A 20,980-nucleotide genomic window follows, 5' to 3' on the forward strand; every position below is an offset into this window, starting at 1 on the left:
TATAAGAGGTTTATATCAACTTATTTTGCCTCGCCAACTTAATGGCGTCAGCCCGCGAGTTTACATCCAGTTTCAGGTAAATATTCTTAATATGGCTCCTGACCGTCTCCAGGTCAATAAAAAGTTCGGCGGCTATCTGCCCCCGGCTTTTACCCTCTCCTATCAGTTCCAGGATCTGTGTTTCGCGTTTTGACAGGGGCGACTCCTGGTTTTTTTGAAATGAGCGGATTACCAACCGGGCAATATTGATACTCATGGGGCCGCCGCCATCCCGTACTTCCTTTATCGATTCAATAATTTTGGCCGATGGGGTATTTTTGGTAAGGTACCCGGAAGCGCCGTTAGCCAGCGCGTTAAAAACCTGCTTTTCCGATTCGTAAACCGTTAGGATGAGGATGTAGCAGTTGGGCAGCAGTTTTTTTAATTTTGGAATGGCGTCGATACCATTTACGCCTGGCAATTCAATATCCAACAGGATCACATCGGGCTTATCTGTCGCGATCTTCTTCGCGGCTTCATCGTATGAGCAATATGAACTTACCACCTCATAACCCTCGGTAGCGCCAATTAAAAAAGCATAGCCATCGCGTAGCGTTTCATCATCTTCAATTATACTTACCTTAATATTGCGCCGCATATTAATAGTTCAACTGGTTTATGCCGAATGTTAATATTGTTGTAGAGCCCTTTCCTTCCGATGAATTGATATCGAGCCTGGCATTAATGCGCTTAGCCCGGGCGTTAACATTATTAATACCACGGCCGCGGTGGGCAGCGTTCATGTCAAAGCCTTTGCCATCATCGGTAACTATGAGGGCAATCTCATGCTTATGACGCTGATCCAGCTCAAATGTTACTACCGAGGCATTAGCATGTTTTAAAATATTATTCAGCAGCTCCTTAAATATCATGGTAATGTTGCGGCTGTATTCCATGGGCAGTTTAATCAACCGGATATCTTCGTCAATCGCTGCAAATTCAAAATCAACCGGTACATCATGAAATAACTCTACCCCTATCTCCCGGATGTGTGCCAGGGTTTCGTGAAGATTATCGCTTTTGGGGTCGAGCGCCCAAAGAATGTCTTTGGTGCCGTTATACAACGACGCCGCATTTTGCCTGATCTGGTCTACAATTCCTCGCTGATCAGATTTTTCCTGGTCTATTTTAGCGCTCAGGATTTCAGAAAGCACCGTGATGCGGGTAAGTTTGTTGCCCAGGTCATCATGAAAATCTTCGGCGGTTTGCTGGCGGATCTTTAGCTTTTCTTCGCGCTTCATAGCCTCAATGGCCTTCTGCCGCTTTACTTTGCGCTGATGCACCAGGTTTTGCACACCGAAACCCAGCAACACCAATAGCATAACGGCCACCAACCTAAAGGTAAAAGTCTGATAAAAGGGCGGGATGATTTCGAAGTGAAAATCGGCCATATTTGTGGATTGCTGTCCGTCAGGGCCAATCGCTTTTACTTTAAACGTATAGCTGCCTGGCGGCAATGACGGATAATTGACCACATTGTTGTGCATAGGCGCGCTGAAGGCGCTATCTAATCCTACTAATTTATATTGGTACGATACCGCGTCGGGGTTTTTAAGATAAACCCCAAGAAAAGTAATGGACAAATGGTTTTGATTGTGTTTGAGCCTGACCCAATCATCCAGATCAATTGATGAACGCTTCTCGCCGTCTTCCTTTAATAATTGCACTGATTTTATCATAACATGCGGCGGCGGCGCAGGTTCCATTTTTGTTTTGGTACTGTATACCATAACCGATTTGGTGGTACTGATCCACACCTCGTGCCCGCGGTGTAAAATGGCGTTTTGATTGGCTTCAACCACCGGCTCTTTAAAACCAACGTTATCTATCACGCCAAAGGTTTTTGTCACAGGGTCATATTTCATCCGGTTTATCCCGCGGCCCGTACCCAGCCAGAGCCTTCCGCGCTCATCGGCGACCATGCTGTAAATACTGTTAGCTTTTAAACCATCCTTAACCGTATAGATACGCGTAGCACCCGTTTTCATGTCGCAGGTATAAAGGCCGCTATCGTCGGTACCAACCAACAACATCGTTTTATAAATAATCATGCAATAAACACCGGTAGCCGGGAAAGATTTCAGCTTAAAATTGCTGACTATGCTTTTGTTAACAGCCAGCATCACACCGCCCTGCGTAGCTATAAAAACCGAATCGCGCCCAAGGGTTACTATAGATGAAGAATATGAAGGAATGCCGTTTAACTGCTTCAGCACGCCATTATTGTAGTAAAAGCAACCCTGTGATGTTGCCAGCCAAACAGTGCCGTCATCGCTGCTGGTTATAAAGTTGTACGCATAGTTTTTCCAGCTATCCTTAACTTGTTTAAAACCGCTTTTATCGTACTGCCATAAGCCGGCTTGAACGGTACCTATCCAAACAGTTCCGCTCTTATCGGTGTATAAGCTTTGTATGTTTTTTAAATAAGCATCAATACCTTCCGGAACCAAAATATTACTCAATTTTTTACCGTCATACCGCAAAATACCGCTACCCTCAATACCCATCAGCACATTATTGTTCCAGTCGGTTGCTAACGACATCACAATTTTTGATTCGGGGATACCTTGCGATCTGTCAAAAACCGTATACCTGTCGCCTTCGCAACGGTACAGACCGTTGCCCAGGCTTCCGAGCCACAGGTTTTTATCAGCATCTAAAAAAATATCGGCAATAGCGTTATCTGTTAACCCGTTTGCCGAATTATAGTGCAGTGTACCACCATCATTACAAATACAATACGCCCCATTATCGGTACCCAGCCAGATGTTGGCTTCGGCATCCTGCTCAATGCACAGCAATTGGCCCTTTACTCCGGGCGGAAAAACCCCGGCATGTAAGGGTTGTGCCGTGCCATCTTTAACACATAACAGATTGGTAAGGGTTAACAGGTAGGTTTTCTGCGGGGAAAAGCGGTCGAAAAAAATACGTTTAACCGGCTGGTTGGCATATTCGGGGTTTACATCCACCACGTGCCGCCACATTTTTCCTGTTAGCTTATATATCCCGTTTTTATAAACAGCCACATGTAATTTACCGTCAGCATTTACAGCAATACTGGTAACTATAAGTTCGTTGTTATCATCAACCGTTACATGCTGCATTTTGCCGTTTTTAACTTTGAATAGCATACCATCTGATGTAACCCAGATAGTTCCTTCGCCATCCTGCGTAATATTGCCAATTAAATACCGGTGCAAGGCGATATCCGGGTTATACTTCACGATTTGGCCATTATATAACCGGGCCAAACCACTTAAAGTACCAAACCAGGTACCTCCGTTTTTATCCGAAAAAATGGTTGAAACATAGTTATCGGGCAGGCCTGCACGACGGTTATAACCGGTAAACTCCTTGCCATCAAAGCGGCAGACACCGCCAAAGGTGGCTATCCAGAGCCGGTGATCGACATCCTGGGAAAGTTTATTAACCTGCGACTGGATCAAACCGTCTTCAATATCATAATGCGCAAAAATGTATTTCTGTGCCCCTGCCCGGCGTAAACCCAATAATGTAAACGCCAGCGAACACAAAAATACAACAGACAGAAAACGTGATAGCTTATTCAATTACAGTTAAATTAAATACTTGTATGGGGCAACATTAAAAAGTTAAATTAAAGCTAATTAAAATAAAAAAAATCACCCCATTGGGGTGATTAGTTATCTGCCTGTTGCGGCGTTTCTTAATTTCAGGCCGCAAATTGCGTATCTTATACAGCCCTGAATACGGCAATACCGTTATGCCCGCCAAAGCCAAAGGTATTACTCATGGCTACCTTCACCTTATGATCAATGGCCTCGTTCAATACAAACTTTAAATGACCGGGAATGGCCGGATCAATAGCCGTGGTATTAATAGTTGGCGGGATCACACCATTCTCGATTGATTTGATGGCAACAATAGCTTCAATGGCGCCTGCCGCACCAAGCAGGTGGCCGGTCATGGATTTGGTTGAGCCTATAATGGCATTGATATTTTGACCTTTGCTCACTGCCAGCACAGCATTCACTTCCGAAATATCGCCCACAGGTGTTGAAGTGGCATGCATGTTCAGGTAATCAACATCGGCAATGGTTAAACCGGATTCGTTCAGGGCCTGTTGCATGGCGCGCGCTGCACCCAAACCTTCGGGGTGGGTTGCCGTCATGTGATAGGCGTCGGCAGTCATCGATGCGCCTGTTACCTCGGCGTAAATATGCGCGCCGCGGGCAACCGCATGTTCATACTCTTCCAAAACCAGCGCACCCGCGCCCTCGCCCATCACAAAGCCGTCGCGTTCTACATCAAACGGCCTTGAAGCATGCTGCGGATCGTCATTACGGGCCGACATCGCTTTCATCGAGCTAAAACCACCAATTGAAGCGGGTGTGATAGGAGCTTCTGAACCACCCGTAACAATAATTTTGGCTTTGCCCAGCCTGATGTAGTTAAGCGCGTCCATAATAGCCGTGTTTGAAGTGGCACAGGCCGAAACAGTGGTATAGTTAATCCCCATAAAACCATTGCGGATAGACATCATGCCCGAAGCCATATTGGATATAAACTTAGGCACAAAAAACGGGCTGAACCTTGGCTGTCCGTTACCTTTGGCATACTCGGTTACCTGTTCTTCAAAAGTTTCCATACCGCCCTGGCCGCTTCCCCAGATAATCCCCACATCAAAGGGATCCATTTTATTCAGATCAAAACCCGAATCTTTGATAGCCTCGTCTGACGCTACAAGCGCGTACTGGGTAAAAGTATCGGTGCGTTTCAAATCGGCCTTATCCAGGTGATCGGCAATATTAAAATCTTTCAGTTCGCAGGCAAATTGCGTGCGGAATAATGATGCATCAAAACGGGTGATGGTGGCCGCGCCACTCTTACCGGCAACTATGTTTTCCCAATAGGTTTTCACATCGTTTCCGAGGGGTGTCAGGGCACCCATACCGGTAATAACTACTCTTTTTAACATGATGGTTTTATTAAAATCGGCGCAAAGATATAATTATACCAAATTGCATCAGGAAAAAATTAGCGCATACGAGTTTAGCAGCCTGACATTACGGAATTTATGGCAGTAAACACCTCTTTGTTTAAAGCGCCTGTATGTTAACGAACAGAACGCGGTTCAACTACAGCGGAGGAGTAAGACGCTGTTAATGCTATCCTATTTTCTTATTATTGCGGTAGCTTAACCATGAAACAGAAACTGGATCTCGAAACCTGGAACAGGAAAGAACACTATAACTTTTTTAAACAATTTGAAGAGCCTTACTACGGTGCAAACGTGAACATCGACGTTACGGCCGCCTACAAATTTGTAAAAGAAAACGGGCTATCATTTTTTCTGTACACGATGTACCAATCGCTGGCTGCATCGCAGGTTATCGAACCATTCAGGTACCGAATAGAGGGCGATGACGTTGTTGTTTACGACAGGATTGACGGCGAATCAACCATTCCGAGGGCCAACGGAACCTTCGGCTTCGGCAAATTTCTTTTTTACCCCGATTTTGCGGCGTTTAACACAGAAGCAATTAAAGAAATTGAACGGGTGCAAAGCAACAATTTGCTGGAACTTTCAACCGTGAACAACACCATCCGTTATTCATCCCTGCCCTGGATCAATTTCACTTCGCTATCGCATGCCCGCAAATTTTCTTTTGTTGATAGCTGCCCTAAAATCTCGTTTGGCAAAATGACCGAACATGATGGTAAACGCACAATGCCATTATCAATTCATGTAAACCATGCATTGGTTGACGGCTTGCATCTGGGCCAATACATTGATTGCTACCAGGATTTATTGAACCAGGGCATTTGACCCGGATCAGGTAGACTGGATATAGCTATGCAACTGCTCGATGGTTTCCCGTTGTGAGTGAATTGTTTCATAAACAACATCGCTCATTGAAATAATTCCGCAAAGTTCATTGGCCACATCAAACACCGGCAGGTACCTGATGTTGTTCTCGCTCATAATCAGCATACATTCATCAACGGATGATTGCGGGGTGATGACCGGAAAATCGGTGCTTATAATCTCGCCGGCAGTGGTTTCGTCAGAGTGTTTTCCCATTAAAATGATTTTGCGCGAATAATCCCTCTCGGTCATCAGGCCTATGTATTTACCATTTTCAGTTACCACTACCGATCCAATATTTTTATCGGCCATTAATTTTAACACATTAAACACCGTAGTTTCGGCAGGCACGGCAACAACGTTGCCGCCCTTACGGGCGAGGATATGCTTTACTCTTTTCATAAATACTTCAGGTTAATTTGGCACCTTTAATATACGGATAACCAACAGAAAAACAATAGATTGTGAAAAACAAAATACAACCGGCGTAAAACCCGCGTTTTTACGCGTGATTAACTATTACTATTCAGAAATATTACGTTACTACTATCCCGCTACATAAACCGGCGATAATTGCGGCTCCAATATTCCTTAATAAATCCCCATTTATTGTTTTTGTGCTTATAAATGTCATTAATGGGGTACGCTTTAACCTGTGTCTTTTTTGTGCCCCGCATTTTGAAGATGTAAATCCCGGTTTTCCCATCACCACATCCCTGGCCACACATATTGCCCATTTTTACGATTTTGTTATTAACAACTTTAAATAAATCGCTATTCCAATCGGCATCAGCGCACCCGCCTCTGCTGTAAGAATAATACAGGCCTGTACCTCTCAGCCTTTTTGGAACGGGATAATTAGGAAAGTCCTTCACAAGCTCAAAGCTCCTGGTATAGCCGTTGTACATTAAAAGATCACACCTGCCAGGTATATTTGACATATATTCAATCAGCAGATCCTGATATCCGTCGCCATTAAAATCAACGAACTTAAACGACGAAAAACCCTCATCATAGCGTTCAGCAGTGCCTAAATGCAATACCACTTTGCCGCCGTTTTTTACTATAGAGATTGACCAATCACTGCTTTTATAAATCGCCTTATAAGATACGCCGGCAACGCGTGCGCTCGTGGTTATATAAGTATCCTCCTGAGCAAATAAAAGCCCGGTATAAAAGAATAAAATAAGCGCGATAAGAAAGGTTTTCATTAAAACATTTTAGTAGGCAGCTAAAATAGGGCAAAAAAGCGTTCAAAGGTACCTTAAACGCTTTTTGCCCTCTGTAAAAGTTTAGTTATTATGGATATGTAAACCATTAAATTGTTTCTTACCATCCTGGTACGAGCTGCTACCCTGCGCAAAGCGCTTGTACTTACCGGCATATTTTTTAAACACACTATCGGGCTGTTTAACGCCGTTCACAATCATTTCTTCACTGTTAAATGAGAGGTCATGCAATGCTTCTTCGTTTGGGATAATGTGGTCTGCTACTAAATCGCCGGTTAACTGTTGTAACAATCGCCGGTCTTCGGTGGCGCGTTCCTGGTCCTTTTTGGCCCGGATTTGATCTAAACGAGCCTGTGCCTGGTCGCGCCTGGCCTGTTCCTGATCACGCACAGCTTGTTCCCGGTCACGTTTGGCTTGTTCCTGGTCCTTAGCCGCCCGTTCCTGTTCAATTTTAGCCCGCTCCTGATCACGGGCTGCCTGTTCCTGATCGAGTTTAGCCTGTCGCTGGTCGCGTGCGGCCTGTTCCTGGTCAAGTTTGGCCTGTTGCTGATCATGGTGTGCCTGAACCTGGTCCTTTTTAGCCTGGATCCTGTCTTTCCTGGTTTGTTCGCGGATAGCGGCTACTTCCTTGCTATATTCATTCCATTTTGTTGATGGGATAACCTCTCCATCCACTACCAGGGCCAGCAGTTTATTATTGGCCAGTTCCATGCGGTAGTTTTTTCCCTTATAATTGGTTTCGATACGCTCACGCCCTTTGCCGCCAATATCATCGTATTTAGTATTCGCCAGATATGACTTTTTGTTTGCCGGGCTTTGCGCGTTCGCAGCATGGGTTAGCGCCGTCATCGTTACAAGCAACAGGGCGCCCTTTAAATAATTTGTTTTCATTTTTTTGTTGATTTAAAAGGTTAAAAAATTGAACAATAGCCTCCCACTCCACCGCAGGGGTAGCTTTAAAAATTGTTAATTAAGTTTTTAGATTAATATATACTCCGGCCGGTAAAGCAGTGTGCACTCCTGCTTTATCAACCCAAGAAAGAAATTACCTGCTTACTCCTGAACGTTTGTTTTGCTTTTAATTGGTTGTGTTGAGGTTCTGGTTATCTGCGCCTGCTCGCGCCTCGCCTGTTCCTGGTTACGACGGGCCTGCTCCTGGTCGCGGGCGGCTTGCTCCTGGTCTAATTTAGCCTGCGCCTGATCTCGCCGGGCTTGTTCCTGGTCGCGTTTGGCCTGTTCCTGATCTAACTTAGCCTGTTCCTGGTATCGTTTAGCCGCTACCTGATCGGCCCGGGCGCGTAGCTGATCACGCCTTGCCTGTTCCTGTTCACGGCTCAACAACGCTCTATCTGCCTTTGCCCGCCGCCTTTCTTCACCAGCGGTGCGTTGTCTCCTGGCTAAACCGTTATCCTTCACCTGTCTGGGAGCCACAACAGTCCGCTCAGATGCCGTCGTTAAACCCTCCCGCAACCGCACCGGTTTTTCCATAGCTATGGTATGTTTTGCTCCCGGGTGTTTGGGATTATCTGCCTTTTTTATAACAAACGTGGCTTGCATATCTGCTACCCTTGCGGTATGTTGTTGCGAGTACGCATGGTTTTTATAGCTTTCGCTAATTTTTCCTGCCCGGACAATTGCAGCGGTTGCTATAATGGCCGAAAAGATCATCAGGCCGCTTACCAGGAATGCTTTCTCGCCGGTAGTTATTACTTTACTGTTATGCCCCAATATCCGGCTTACCCTTAGCAGCAATTGGTTCTTTTTACCGGGGAACGCTACCGCATAGTTATCACCATAAAGCGAATGTTCCTTAAAACTGATGAGCGCCTGTATAAACTCCCGTTTATCCTGTATTTGCGCTATAGCAATATCGTCGCAGCAATTTTCTCGTTCGTCGCGCAGCAAGGCCGAAATCCATAGCAGGCCCGGATTAAAGAAAAACACCGTTTCGGCAAGGGATTGCAACATATTAACCACGTAATCGTGCCTGCGGATGTGGGCCAATTCATGTAATAGTACGGCTTCTACCTGCCCGGGCGGCAAACCGGCCAGCAGGCCCGCCGGGATCAGGACCAGCGGTTTCAGGTGCCCGATAACCATTGGCATTTTTACATAGCCCGATTCAAGCAATCTTACCCTTCGGTTCAATTGCAGTTTAAGACAAAGCTGTTCAACCCTTCTTTTCCAATAATCCGAGGGTTCAGAAACCTGTCTGTGCCTGGCTACCCTGATAAAAATAAGCCCGCGCATCATTTTAACCCATCTAAACAGAAAAAACACAAACCATAACAGCACAACCATAGGTGCATTAGCTGTAAAATAATTAATGCAGGAATCGGCAAAAAGCCTTACGCCAACACCATTGAGGTTTAAAAAAGCTGATGCCATACCACCAATCGCCTTGCTGGGTTGCACCATGTTTTGTTGCGGATGTTTATCCAGTTCCCAGAAGAAGGTGAACAGACAGGCACCCACAAAAAATAAAAACTGCGCAAGGATCAGATTGTATCTCAGCATTGAACCGGCCCTTTTGGTAAACAGCATGATCAGCGCGCTCATAATAGCCAGCAATAACCCCTGCCATAGCGAATGGATCAGCATCCAGCTAAAAGCTTGTATCAGGTTGGGGCTAACGTTGTTGGCGTTAAGGAGCAGGTACATACGGTTCGCGCTTTACTTATTTATCATCCAGTTTATTGAGCAGCTCTTTTATTTTTTTGAGTTCATCGGCCGATGTTTTATCATTACCCAGCAAAGCCACTATCAAATCGCTCGGCGAACCGTTATACATCGAATCAACAAAACGACCAAGCAGGTTACCCTTTACTTTGCTTTCTTCAACCGCCGCGCTATAGATGTGCTTCATATTGGTTTCGTCGCGTTCAAGCATCCCTTTCTCTTTCATCACCTGCATCAGCTTCAATGTACTGGTATAAATTACCGCCTCTTTTTTTTCATTAAGCTTATCATGCACAAATCTCACCGTTGACGGGCCATACTGCCATAAAACCTCCAGCACATCCATTTCGGTTTTGGTGGGCGTTAAATCGGCATTATTATCCTTTTTAAACAAACTCATGAATCAAAGATATGTATTAAAAACGTACGTTGCAATAGGAATGGTATTTTTTGAGGTACTATCACGTATAAAAATAAATAAACAACTAATAATCAAATATTTATTTTAAAAACTTAAATAAATATTCATTTATACCACTATGTAAACACACTTTTTATCACCCGATCCGCGCAATCATTAAAAAGGATAAAGAAAAATCAAAGCAAAAAAATCCCCACTTCACCGATCCGTAAAGTGGGGAGCACAAGCCGAGCAGCAACTGAATAAGTACCGCCCGATTAAAAACTTTTGGCGAAGGTTAACCCAAACCTTCCCTGCTGGTAAGTTGGTAACAGTAACGAATTATTATTACTTTTTTCGTTACCGCCACGAAACAGGCTGTTACGGATTAGCGGATACAGGTAGTAAGCTGCCTTGGTAGACAGGATACCGAAACCGGCGCCCGCAATGATATCACTAAACCAATGCTTATTGTTATAAACCCGCAAAATAGCGGTAGTGGTTGCAAAGGCGTACCCGACACCGCCATATACGGGCGAACGCTCACCGTATTCCTGGGCCATAAACTCGGCGGATACGAAAGCGTTACCGGTATGACCTGAAGGAAACGACATATTATCTGAGCCATCCGGCCGTGTACGGTGCGTAATCCGTTTTAATCCGAATGTAGTACCGGCAAATATCGCTTCAGATAAGGCCAATAAAAGCGTACGGTCAATAAACGTATTTTTACCATGAACACCTACCGCGTTCAAGCCATAAACCGATATGATTGGCGCATATTGAAGGTAATTATCAACACTGGTATGAAAGCCGGGATGATCTTTATTCATATCGTCTCTCACATCATAATCAATATTGCGGATAAATTTCACCTTTAAGGATAGCAAACCATAGGTTACGAAAGCCGCGGGCGGTATGTACGAAGGGAACTTACTTTGAAGGTGTTTAACCGTATCGGGCAATGTAAGGATATTACGGGCAGAATCTTTTTGTAAAGAATCTGTTTTGACAGCGCCCCTTTGTAAGGTGTCTTTAACCTGGGCATAAGATGGCAGTGAAAGCGCTACCGCCAGGAGCATCGAAATAAAATAAAAACTGATTTTTTGCAAAGGATCCCCCTTATTAACCGCTGAGACAAACACAAGTATACTGATTAATTCTGTAGAATTTCTGAAGCGGGTAAACAATAAATTAATGCCATATTAACGTAAACAACACATCAAGTGTTACATTAATTTACTCACAATTTGGTTTGATGTGGTTTTATGAATCCGCTTTTTAAGAAGTTATCAGCATTTGTTTGCATTCATTTTTACAAATCCGCCAGATTCAAGCTCGCCCAAAAGCCAATCAAGGCAGGCAAAACACCAATGTGATTTTTAATTGTATTTTTAACACTAAATAAAAAAACTATATTTGGTCTCCTTGATTTAATCAACCCAAACAACCTAAATGAAAATCTTCAAACCAATTATTTGCATTCTGCTGTTTATCAGCGCGCAAACTTTTGCCCAGCAAACGGCAACCATCAACGTTAACCTGAATGATAAAATTGGCGACATGTACCCGTTTTGGGCGTGGTTTGGCCACGATGAGCCCAACTATACCTACATGAAGGATGGCCGCAAACTGCTTGGCGAACTGGCGGCCTTAAGCCCTGTGCCGGTGCGTATGCGGGTACATAACCTGCTTACCAGCGGAGACGGAACAGCGGCGCTTAAATGGGGATCTACCAATGCCTATACAGAAGATGCTGACGGAAAGCCGGTTTATAACTGGCGCCTGGTGGATAGTATTTTTGATACGTATATTAAACTTGGCATAAAACCTTATGCGCAGATAGGTTTTATGCCCGAGGCTTTGTCTACACACCCCTCCCCTTACCGCCATTATTGGAAACCCGGCGATAGTTATGACGATGTATTTACCGGCTGGGCTTATCCTCCTAAAGACTATGATAAGTGGGAAGAGCTTGTTTACCAGTGGGTAAAACACTGTGTGCAGCGCTATGGCCGTAAGGAGGTTGAAAGCTGGTACTGGGAAGTATGGAACGAACCCAACATAGGTTATTGGAAGGGTACCATGAAGGAGTTTTTTAAGCTTTATGATTATGCAGCCCACGGGGTGAAACGCGCCTTACCAACGGCACATGTAGGCGGCCCCGAAGTTGCAGGCGGCTCAAGCCAGGGCGGTATGAAATTTTTAAACGCCTTTATAAAACATTGTATTGCAGATACTAATTATGCCACGGGCAAAATCGGCTCGCCGGTTGATGTGATCTCCTTTCATGCCAAAGGGCAGCCGGCGCTGGTTAACGGGCATGTGCGGATGAATATGGCCCCGCAAATCCGCGATATCAGGGAAGGTTTTAAAATAGTAGCCTCATACCCCGAAACCAGGAACACCCCGATAGTAATAGGCGAATCTGATCCGGAAGGCTGCGCGGCGTGTGGCATGGCAACCAATCCATCCAACGCGTACCGTAACGGCACCATGTACTCCAGCTACACGGCGGCTTCGATAGCCCGCGAATACCAACTGGCCGATTCATTAGGCGTAAATTTTATGGGATCGGTATCATGGTCGTTCGAATTTGAAAACCAGCCCTGGTTTTACGGTTTCCGCGATCTGGCTACCAACGGCATAGATAAACCGGTATTAAACGTTTTCAGGATGCTGGGCATGATGAAAGGAAAACGCCTTAAAGTAAGCGGCAACAACATGTACACGCTCAAGGCCGTAGCCGATTCAAGTATCCGCGGTAAAAATACGGATATAGGGGCCTTAGCCGCTGCCGGTAAAAAAGAAGTTACACTGCTTTTATGGAACTACCATGATGATGACCTTCGGGATACAGCCCGTACCGTAAAAATCAGGGTAGATCACTTACCGCCTACTCCTGTAAAATTAACCCAATACCGTATTGATAATGAGTGTAGCAATGCTTATGAGGTATGGAAAAAAATGGGTTCACCCCAACAACCAACCACCGCGCAGATAAAACAGCTTGAAACCGCAGGGCAATTGCAAAAATACGGCAAGCCTGCAACCTTCAGCACAAAATCTGGCGTGGGCGCCGCCACCGTATTATTGCCACGGCAGGGCGTAGCGCTTTTAAAATTTAGCTGGTAAAACATGGCCGGTAATGGTATCAGCAATTACCTTTTATGCCGATGGATAGCCCTCTCCTAAAAATAAGGGAAGGGCTATTTATTAAGAACAAGCCAATTTAGAGAAGCGGCTCAGGCGGAGTTTACAATTATAAACCAAACCCGTAAGCCAGTCGTAGGCCAACCAAGCCAAAATGATCCTGCCCTGCTCCCGAGAAATTTTCGTATCGTACACTTACATCCCAGGTTTTATTGGCGTAGCCTAAGCCCGGAGAAAGATCAAGCCTGTGCGGGCCCCAGCCTTTTTCCAGTTTTTCGTAGGCAATACCCGCTTCGCCTGCAACATAAATATCAGGAACAAAAAACTCCTTAAAGCCGAATTTAATAGGGATCTCGCCGTAGCTGCCATACCGCTTACCTGTTGCCGGATTTTTTTTTGGAAAAAAGTGATAGCCACCCATGGTATAAGTAAGCGCAAAACTATCGCTGATACCGTATTGTAAACGTGCCGTACCGCCCAGTGTAAATGTACTGCCCAGCCTTGCCGAACCGGTAGGCACCCCGGTTTCGATGCCTAAACCCAGGCGAAAAGCGTTTGCAGGTGTGGTTTGCGCTTTAGCCGTATTGGTAAAAAACAGAGCGCCGGTTACAAGTGCTGCCGCCGTTAACTTTGATAGTAGTTTCATGTTGTGATTTTTTTGTGTTCGTAATGATTACTACTATTTTATCCCGTGAGTTGCCTTGGTTATTAGTTTTTTAACAAAACAAATTTTTATTTTAGCTTTTTGTTCAACGCGCAATGAAAATCGCAATCGCTTCTCCTCCCTTCCCACAATCCATCAACGACGCATTAAACCAGGCCGAAAAACTGATACAGGAGGCGGCGGAGCAGCAAGCCGGAATTATCTGCTTCCCTGAATCATATATTCCCGGTTACCCGGGTATGATAGCGGAACCGGAAGCAAAATCGCCCGCGATATTACAGCAAGCCCTGGACAAGGTTTGCACAATAGCCTCCGCGAATAATATAGCGGTGATTATGCCGATGGACTGGTACGGCGATGAAGGCTTGTTAAACATAGCCCATGTGGTATCCAATAAAGGTGAAGTTTTGGGTTACCAAACCAAAAACCAGTTAGACCCAACCGAAGACAACATCTGGGTGCCAGGCACCCGACGACAAATTTTTGAGGTAAACGGATTAAGATTTGGGATCACTATTTGCCATGAAGGTTTCCGCTATCCCGAATCGGTGCGATGGGCTGCCCGCAACGGCGCGCAGATCGTTTTTCACCCGCATTTCTCGGGCAGCAATACCCATGGTGAATTATTGAAAGAATGGGGAAGCATGAATAACCCCTATTACGAAAAAGCGATGATGATGCGGGCGTTGGAGAACACGATATACTTTGCCAGTTCAAATTATGGTTCTTTATACCCTGAATCGGCCAGTTCAATTATCGCGCCCGACGGCAAATGCCTGGCCTGGCAAAAATACGGCACAACCGGGGTAATTGTGGCCGACATCGATTTAGAAAGAGCGACAGGCTTACTGGCAAAACGGTTTAAGCCACAGCTTTACAATTACGGCCAATAAAGCAGGGCATCAAGCTGGGCTAATCAGAATCAGGAGTAAACAGGTAAAGAAAATGAAAATACAGAACCTTTACCTACTTCACTACTCACATCGATTTTACCGTTGTGATCAGCCATTATGCGCGAGGCAATATATAAACCCATACCCAGGCCATTATATTTTTTGGTAACCTGCTCACTGCGATAAAATTTGGTAAAAATATGTTCAAGCGTTTCAGCAGACATGCCTATACCCTCGTCTTCCACACTAACTATCAAAAAGTTATCAGTTAAACTGCTGCTTACGATAATGGTACTACCAGCCTCCGAATATTTAACGGCGTTTACAACAATGTTTGTGAGCACCTGCTCAATACGCAGCTCATCGATATTGATCAAAGTATCGGCACCAAGCTTTACCTGCAGCGTATGCGTGGGTATAAGCACTTTAATATTTTCGAGCCAGGCTGTAATCGATTCATTGGCGCCAACAGGTTTAAAGTTATAGTTGATATTGCCGTGCTCAATTTTTGAAATATCAAGCAGCTGCTGGATGAGGGTTACCAGCTTGGCAGATTGCTGATCGATCTTTTTTAAGCGGCCGGTAAGCTTTTCATCTGCGCCGTTATCCTGCCGAAGGGCCATTTGTGTAAAAGACCTCAATATGGTAAGGGGCGAATTTAATTCATGGCTGGCTATAGATAAAAACTCGTTTTTTTGCCTATCCAGCGATTCGGCACTTATCAGGGCTATTTCATGCTGCTGATTGATATTCTGGAGTTGCGCGTTTTTTTGCTTGATCTCTTCATAAGCACTTATAGGCCCTTCCTTCTCCAGTTGCAACTTAATCAGTCCGGCCTTCTTTTGGTCGATTTTTGCAGATCGCGGGATCCCCAATTTAAGCAGAATGGTTAAATGGTAGTTTTCATAAACTGTAGATAATACCGGTACAAGTTTACGCGCGTAATCAAAGCCCGGGTTATTGCGTTCAAAATCAGCATCGATACGGCAATTGATATTGGCTGCCAAAAAAAAACGGCCCTCATCTGCAAAAGCCACCATTTTAGCAACGCCATCATAAGCTTTATCAATAACCTCACGGCAAACTTCAGAAACGGCTGTGGCGAAAGCGGTTTGCGTGGCTATAGTTAAACCCAGCACCTCGGCCACCCGTATTGATTTTTTGTAAGCCAATATCAGGTCCATTTCGTTTTCGAGGGTTACAATGCCAAGTTGTGTCATGATTTAAAATTTTGCTATCACTACAGACATATCATCGGTTTGCCTGCCGAAATCTTTATAAATAGCGGCTGCCTGGATGGAGGCGTCGGCCCGCGAAATACCCGGCAATTTGCCTGGCTCCCAACGCGACCTGATACCGTCAGAACAGAGGATCAACTGGTTAAAATCAGCAAAAGCAGCTACCTGGTCATTCATCGTATTAGGAATATTATGCCCGATAATGCCGTTATAAGCTAAATGTGCTTTTTGAACCACGCCTCCTAAAAGCTTTGCCGATATATTACCTACACCTGCTATTTTGATCTGCCTGTTTTCTAAATCAAAAACAACAACGGTACCCACCAGGCCGCGGGTTTTGCGAACTTCGGGATGTATATAACGGATAATTTCGATTGGAGAATGGTGCGGGCATTGCTTAAATACCTTTACCGCTTCATTTACCGCTTTATTGGCTTCCGGACCATGCCCCAGCCCGTCGGCTACCAGCAACTTAACGTACTGATTGGTTGTTTTGAAATAAAAACCATCTCCGCTTGTCACTTCAGATGGTTTTGCCACCACAACCGCATTGACAGTCACAGCGAGTTTTTCTCTTCTTTTTTTTTCTGGTTTTACCTTATAAACGCGGCTTAAAAGAATAGTTCCCCATCCTTTATGCGAATAAACTTCAAACTTATCAGACAAACGCTTAATACTGCCCAAACCATGCCCCATGGTATTTGAACTCGAAAAACCATCAGACATTACCCTTTGCAAATCGGCAATGCCCGGGCCGTTATCAATGCTTATCAGTTCAATATAATCTTCGTCACCCTTGTTAAAATGGCCAACCAAAATCTCTCCATCCTTTGTATATTTATGGAGGTTGGAGGTGATCTCGGCAAGGATAAGATCCAGTTCGGCGGTTGTTTTCTCATCAAAACCCGCGTTAACCGCCATGTTATGGGCCTCTTTTTTTATAATGGCGTGATAGCTTCTGTCGGATGCCGTGAAACGTTTATGCGTAGCATCAACCATTGGCCCACTTTAAAATTGTAACTTTTGTACCTTTTCCCACTTCGCTTTTTATTTCAAACTCATTAACCAGCCTTTTTGTTCCGGGTAAACCCAGGCCAAGGCTTTTACCGGTTGAGTAACCATCTTTCATGGCCATACCGATATCGGCTATGCCGGGGCCGTCGTCTTTAAAAGTAAGCCTGATGCCATTATCGCGGCCGCGAGAAACCACTTCGATAAGCACCTCCCCCCCGTTGCCATAACGCAGCATATTACGTACTAATTCGCTGGCGGCGGTAATCAGTTTGGTTTGATTCACCAGGCCCATCTTTATTTTTACCGCATACTCTTTCACACGGTTCCGGAAAGGTACCACATCCTGTTCGCGAACAACAGTCATTTTATCTTTATTCAGTGATATCGTCGCTGTCGTCATCATCAGGATCTATTTCTTCATCATCAATTACCTGAATCTTCGATTTTAACAGATCCATGCCCCGCTCAACATTCAGGGCTGTATAAACGCCTTTTAATGGCAAACCAAGTTCAACCAATGTAATAGCTACCGCCGGTTGCATACCAACAACAACAGTTTCGGCATCCAATAGTTTTGACATTACACCGATGTTGCCAATAATGCGTCCCATAAACGAATCAACAATACTTACCGCCGAAATATCTATAAGGATACCTTTGGCACCGGTTTTACTTACCATTTTAACCAGGTCGGCCTCCAGATCGAGGGCAAGCCGGTCATACAAATCTACCTGGATGGTTACGAGTAGAAATTGTCCCATCCTTAAAATAGGAATCCTATCCATCCTGCTTATGTTGTTTTAAACGATCCCTGTTTCCTCACCTCAAGCTTTAATGTTTTAAACGCATAAATCAACGCGCTTGCAAGGCTTGCTTTGGTTACTATTCCCGACAGATCGATACCGAGGTGTACAATGGTTTGTGCTATTTCCGGGCGGATACCGCTAATCACACACTCGGCACCCATGAGGCGGGTGGCGCTAACGGTTTTAAGCAGGTGCTGTGCCACCAGCGAATCAACCGTTGGTACGCCCGAAATATCCAATATGGCTACACTGCTGCCCGAATCAACAATGGCGGTGAGCAGGTTTTCCATAATAACCTGGGTACGTGAACTATCCAGGGTACCTATAATAGGTAAAGCCAGTATACCTTCCCAAACCTGTATGACCGGGGTAGAGATTTCTGTGATTTCATCAGTTTGGCGCAAAATCACTTCTTCTCGGCCTTTTATAAAAGTTTCGAAAATAACTATCGAGAAATTATCAAACAATTTGTTTACCCGCAATAATGCAATCAGTTGTTCCTGTACATCCTGAATTTCCTCATTCAATACCTGTTGCAGGGCTTCTTTCAGGCTCAGGATATACAGGCAGGTTTCGCGGGGGCTGTACCCCTGCCTTGCGCGTGAAATAGAAATACCGCTTAAAATTTCGGCAACATGATCAAAATCGGCCGAGTTAACATCATCAATATTATCTTCGGTAAGCGCTCTGATCAAAGATACGATCAGTTCTTCCGATTCGATGCGAAGATCTTCGTTGCTCATCAAATCTTCTCTCAGGCCCGCGTCGGCAAGCTGATTCTGCATCCATCTTTCTAAAATAGCTGCTTGATTCTTTTTAAATAGCCGGGTAATTTCTGTTGCCATGGGTTTTTTAATATAGTGTAATGTTACAATATTTTCCGCATACCCCGGCTTGAATACTAAGAAATTTTTTATATTAGAAAGCGGGGCGATCCTAAACCGCGAACGGGAAGCGAAATATACTTTTAGAGCTTGACATCAATAAAACACTGGTTAACAAAACCATCATTTAAAGCAACTCAAGCGTTATGATAACCGCGTTGTTACTCAGCGCTTCTATATCAATTTCGCTTCCGCCCCACAAGGCCAAGCCATCGCGCTGATGCAGTAAACGGCCCTGTACCTCAAAGGCCCCGGCTATAACAAATGCGTAAAAAAGGGAATTGCTATCCTTTAAACGGCACAAGGCATCGGCGCGACCTGCAAACATACCCATGCGTAAACGGAATGGTAAGGATCTCTGGTTGTGATCTGCACCAATCAGTTCATTCGGCTTACCAGCCAGGTCAAAATCAAATATCCGGCTATCAATAAAAGCCGCGTCCGAGCTGTCAACAAAAAAATACAGGTAATTGATCGGATCATCCGGGTACCGGTTCACCAGGGTTAACACTTCGCCGGGAAAGGCATGCTGTACGTATGCCTTCGCGATATCAATCACCTGGCTGCCTTGATTGTCACCCTGCAAAACCAACTCGCCGATAATGGGAATAAAAACAGCATAACCGGGTTTTCCGGGCTGGAAGAACGTTGCTTCTCCGCCTGCCAAAACCTCTTCGTTAAATACCCGCAGACACCCAAGGGGTTTACGGTGCTCATTGAAATAAGTACCGTAATTGAAACTGCAATAACGCTGCAGGATACCGGTTTCAGTATATCCCCTTTGATAGCTCAGGTGTATTTGCCCCGACAATGGTTTTTGCATTTTTTAATTGAGATATTGTAATGAAGATATATTGAGATATGGCTGAATTTGAATTAGGTTGGTGATTGCTTTATTATTTTCGCCCGGTAGCTGATTTTCGGGCAGATGATCTGAGACCAGCAAAAAATCACCTATGGTATCATGCCACACCATAGGTTCCGAATAAAAACTTATAGCTACCTGGTGTTTAGCCATATCAATAATGTCAGAGTTAATGATCTCTAACTTAAATTTTTTGAATGTAAGGAAGCGCCGGCCAAGGTTGTTCAACAGATCAGGCATGATGCCGTTAAGTTGCTGAACGTAGCCCGTAACCGATGGCGTGACCATCCCGTTTAAACGCCGGGCACCGGGCAGGTTATGTAGCAGTTCGGCATATGATGTATATTCCGTACCCACGCTGAAGTTTTGCGCCTGCATTTTAAATTCAAGGTAGCTGCTCTCAAACACCATCTTATCCCAGGCTTTAACCGCGTTTAACCCTATAATTTTCCGGTAGCACAGCACTATTACACGCTTTGGCATCATATCCCCCAGTATATGTAAAATGATCAGGCGGGTACGCTTAAGCTGATGGTTAATACAAAACCATCGGTAGTATTGCCTGTAACCGATGCCAGCTCAAGCGAATAGCCGTCGCTAAATACATTATCGTTGGCATTGTAGGTATAACCGGTCATCCCCTTGGCGTAACCGTTTACGGCGGTTAAGGCGGTGCCTGTACCTTCAGGAAAGGCGATCTGGGTTACTTTTAAAGATGTACCTGTTGAGTTGTACACATGCACATGGATATGCGTAGCCCTGCCGGTATACCAGCCCGGAAAAATAGAGGTAAATGTTACCAATCCGTTGGCATCGGTAGTTTGCCTGCCGCGCAAAAAGTGTACAGATGTATAATTGGTTGATTGCGTACCGCTGCCGCCATACTCAGAGTAATTACCCGCCGCGTCGCAATGCCATATATCCACCAACGCGCCCGAGAGTGCGGCACAACTATTATTACTGTTGTTAATGGTAATTTTCACGGTAAGCTTGTAGCCGGTACGGTCGTCGGTAATATTACTCCTTACGTATGAAGCAGGGGAATGGGTTGGATATGGCCCCTCGGTTTCTGTAGGAACAACACTGCATGTACCGGTATCGGTTGAGCCGGACGAGCTGCTTCCGGATGAAGAACTGCCTGAACTGCTGCTTGTGGTGGTGGCCACATCCGTGTCTTTTTTACAGGCTTCTACCAGTACCGGGGCAGCTATGGTGCCGATAACGAGGCTTTTTAAAAAACTCTTTCTTTCCATGGTTTACGCTCCTTT

21 protein-coding genes are annotated in these 20,980 nt (G+C 44.9%); 3 read left to right on the forward strand and 18 right to left on the reverse strand.

The window, feature by feature from the left end; all coding sequences use genetic code 11:
- Positions 1-10: 10 nt before the first annotated feature.
- The 3 genes from LX99_RS02520 to fabF form a co-directional block, all read right to left on the reverse strand.
- Positions 11-637: a response regulator transcription factor gene (locus tag LX99_RS02520; RefSeq protein WP_022833033.1), complete on the reverse strand. Its 627-nt coding sequence runs from the start codon at positions 635-637 to the stop codon at positions 11-13.
- Between the two features lies 1 nt (position 638).
- Complete coding sequence (locus LX99_RS02525) at positions 639-3,608, reverse strand: ligand-binding sensor domain-containing protein (RefSeq protein WP_109606091.1); 2,970 nt, start codon at positions 3,606-3,608, stop codon at positions 639-641.
- A gap of 143 nt (positions 3,609-3,751) precedes the next feature.
- On the reverse strand, positions 3,752-4,996 hold the full coding sequence (gene fabF / locus LX99_RS02530; RefSeq protein WP_109606092.1) for a beta-ketoacyl-ACP synthase II: 1,245 nt from the start codon (positions 4,994-4,996) through the stop codon (positions 3,752-3,754).
- Between the two features lie 225 nt (positions 4,997-5,221).
- Between fabF and LX99_RS02535 the strand changes: the two genes are divergently transcribed.
- Entirely contained in the window at positions 5,222-5,848 is a 627-nt protein-coding gene (locus LX99_RS02535) for a chloramphenicol acetyltransferase (protein ID WP_109606094.1), read from the forward strand.
- Between the two features lie 6 nt (positions 5,849-5,854).
- Here LX99_RS02535 and LX99_RS02540 read toward each other — a convergent pair whose 3' ends face one another.
- From LX99_RS02540 to LX99_RS02565, 6 genes are all read right to left on the reverse strand, one after another.
- Positions 5,855-6,289: a CBS domain-containing protein gene (locus LX99_RS02540; protein WP_109606096.1), complete on the reverse strand. Its 435-nt coding sequence runs from the start codon at positions 6,287-6,289 to the stop codon at positions 5,855-5,857.
- Between the two features lie 152 nt (positions 6,290-6,441).
- Positions 6,442-7,098: an XAC2610-related protein gene (locus LX99_RS02545; RefSeq protein WP_109606098.1), complete on the reverse strand. Its 657-nt coding sequence runs from the start codon at positions 7,096-7,098 to the stop codon at positions 6,442-6,444.
- A gap of 81 nt (positions 7,099-7,179) precedes the next feature.
- The gene (locus tag LX99_RS02550; RefSeq protein WP_109606100.1) at positions 7,180-8,007 is read right to left on the reverse strand and encodes a flotillin family protein; all 828 of its coding nucleotides are present in this window, start codon (positions 8,005-8,007) and stop codon (positions 7,180-7,182) included.
- Between the two features lie 162 nt (positions 8,008-8,169).
- Entirely contained in the window at positions 8,170-9,777 is a 1,608-nt protein-coding gene (locus LX99_RS02555; RefSeq protein WP_109606102.1) for a M56 family metallopeptidase, read from the reverse strand.
- Positions 9,778-9,793: 16 nt separating this feature from the next.
- The gene (locus tag LX99_RS02560) at positions 9,794-10,195 is read right to left on the reverse strand and encodes a BlaI/MecI/CopY family transcriptional regulator (protein WP_022833042.1); all 402 of its coding nucleotides are present in this window, start codon (positions 10,193-10,195) and stop codon (positions 9,794-9,796) included.
- A gap of 278 nt (positions 10,196-10,473) precedes the next feature.
- Positions 10,474-11,307, reverse strand: coding sequence for a phosphatase PAP2 family protein (locus LX99_RS02565; protein ID WP_146203044.1), 834 nt, complete (start codon positions 11,305-11,307; stop codon positions 10,474-10,476).
- Between the two features lie 343 nt (positions 11,308-11,650).
- Between LX99_RS02565 and LX99_RS02570 the strand changes: the two genes are divergently transcribed.
- The gene (locus LX99_RS02570) at positions 11,651-13,330 is read left to right on the forward strand and encodes a GH39 family glycosyl hydrolase (protein WP_109606106.1); all 1,680 of its coding nucleotides are present in this window, start codon (positions 11,651-11,653) and stop codon (positions 13,328-13,330) included.
- 127 nt (positions 13,331-13,457) lie between these two features.
- Here LX99_RS02570 and LX99_RS02575 read toward each other — a convergent pair whose 3' ends face one another.
- Positions 13,458-13,994, reverse strand: a complete 537-nt coding sequence (locus LX99_RS02575) for a hypothetical protein (protein WP_109606108.1) — start codon at positions 13,992-13,994, stop codon at positions 13,458-13,460.
- 113 nt (positions 13,995-14,107) lie between these two features.
- Here LX99_RS02575 and LX99_RS02580 point away from each other — a divergent pair, with 113 nt between their 5' ends.
- Positions 14,108-14,905: a carbon-nitrogen hydrolase family protein gene (locus LX99_RS02580; protein ID WP_109606110.1), complete on the forward strand. Its 798-nt coding sequence runs from the start codon at positions 14,108-14,110 to the stop codon at positions 14,903-14,905.
- 29 nt (positions 14,906-14,934) lie between these two features.
- Here LX99_RS02580 and LX99_RS02585 read toward each other — a convergent pair whose 3' ends face one another.
- The 8 genes from LX99_RS02585 to LX99_RS02620 form a co-directional block, all read right to left on the reverse strand.
- Positions 14,935-16,125 (reverse strand): sensor histidine kinase, encoded by a 1,191-nt coding sequence (locus LX99_RS02585; protein WP_022829483.1) that lies wholly within the window; start codon positions 16,123-16,125, stop codon positions 14,935-14,937.
- Between the two features lie 3 nt (positions 16,126-16,128).
- Positions 16,129-17,142: an ATP-binding protein gene (locus LX99_RS02590; protein WP_022829482.1), complete on the reverse strand. Its 1,014-nt coding sequence runs from the start codon at positions 17,140-17,142 to the stop codon at positions 16,129-16,131.
- Entirely contained in the window at positions 17,135-17,521 is a 387-nt protein-coding gene (locus LX99_RS02595; protein WP_245927826.1) for an anti-sigma regulatory factor, read from the reverse strand. The genes LX99_RS02590 and LX99_RS02595 overlap by 8 nt, the downstream gene beginning before the upstream one ends.
- A gap of 7 nt (positions 17,522-17,528) precedes the next feature.
- Entirely contained in the window at positions 17,529-17,918 is a 390-nt protein-coding gene (locus LX99_RS02600; RefSeq protein WP_245927827.1) for an STAS domain-containing protein, read from the reverse strand.
- A 29-nt stretch (positions 17,919-17,947) separates the two neighbouring features.
- Positions 17,948-18,808: an STAS domain-containing protein gene (locus LX99_RS02605; protein WP_109606116.1), complete on the reverse strand. Its 861-nt coding sequence runs from the start codon at positions 18,806-18,808 to the stop codon at positions 17,948-17,950.
- Positions 18,809-18,974: 166 nt separating this feature from the next.
- Positions 18,975-19,670: a pirin family protein gene (locus LX99_RS02610; protein WP_109606118.1), complete on the reverse strand. Its 696-nt coding sequence runs from the start codon at positions 19,668-19,670 to the stop codon at positions 18,975-18,977.
- Between the two features lie 3 nt (positions 19,671-19,673).
- Positions 19,674-20,198 carry a hypothetical protein gene (locus tag LX99_RS02615; protein ID WP_109606121.1) on the reverse strand — a complete coding sequence of 175 codons (525 nt, stop codon included), beginning with the start codon at positions 20,196-20,198 and terminating at the stop codon, positions 19,674-19,676.
- A gap of 23 nt (positions 20,199-20,221) precedes the next feature.
- Positions 20,222-20,965, reverse strand: coding sequence for a dioxygenase family protein (locus LX99_RS02620; RefSeq protein ID WP_109606123.1), 744 nt, complete (start codon positions 20,963-20,965; stop codon positions 20,222-20,224).
- Between the last annotated feature and the right edge of the window lie 15 nt (positions 20,966-20,980).

The organism is Mucilaginibacter oryzae (genome assembly GCF_003148845.1).
Lineage (GTDB): Bacteria > Bacteroidota > Bacteroidia > Sphingobacteriales > Sphingobacteriaceae > Mucilaginibacter > Mucilaginibacter oryzae.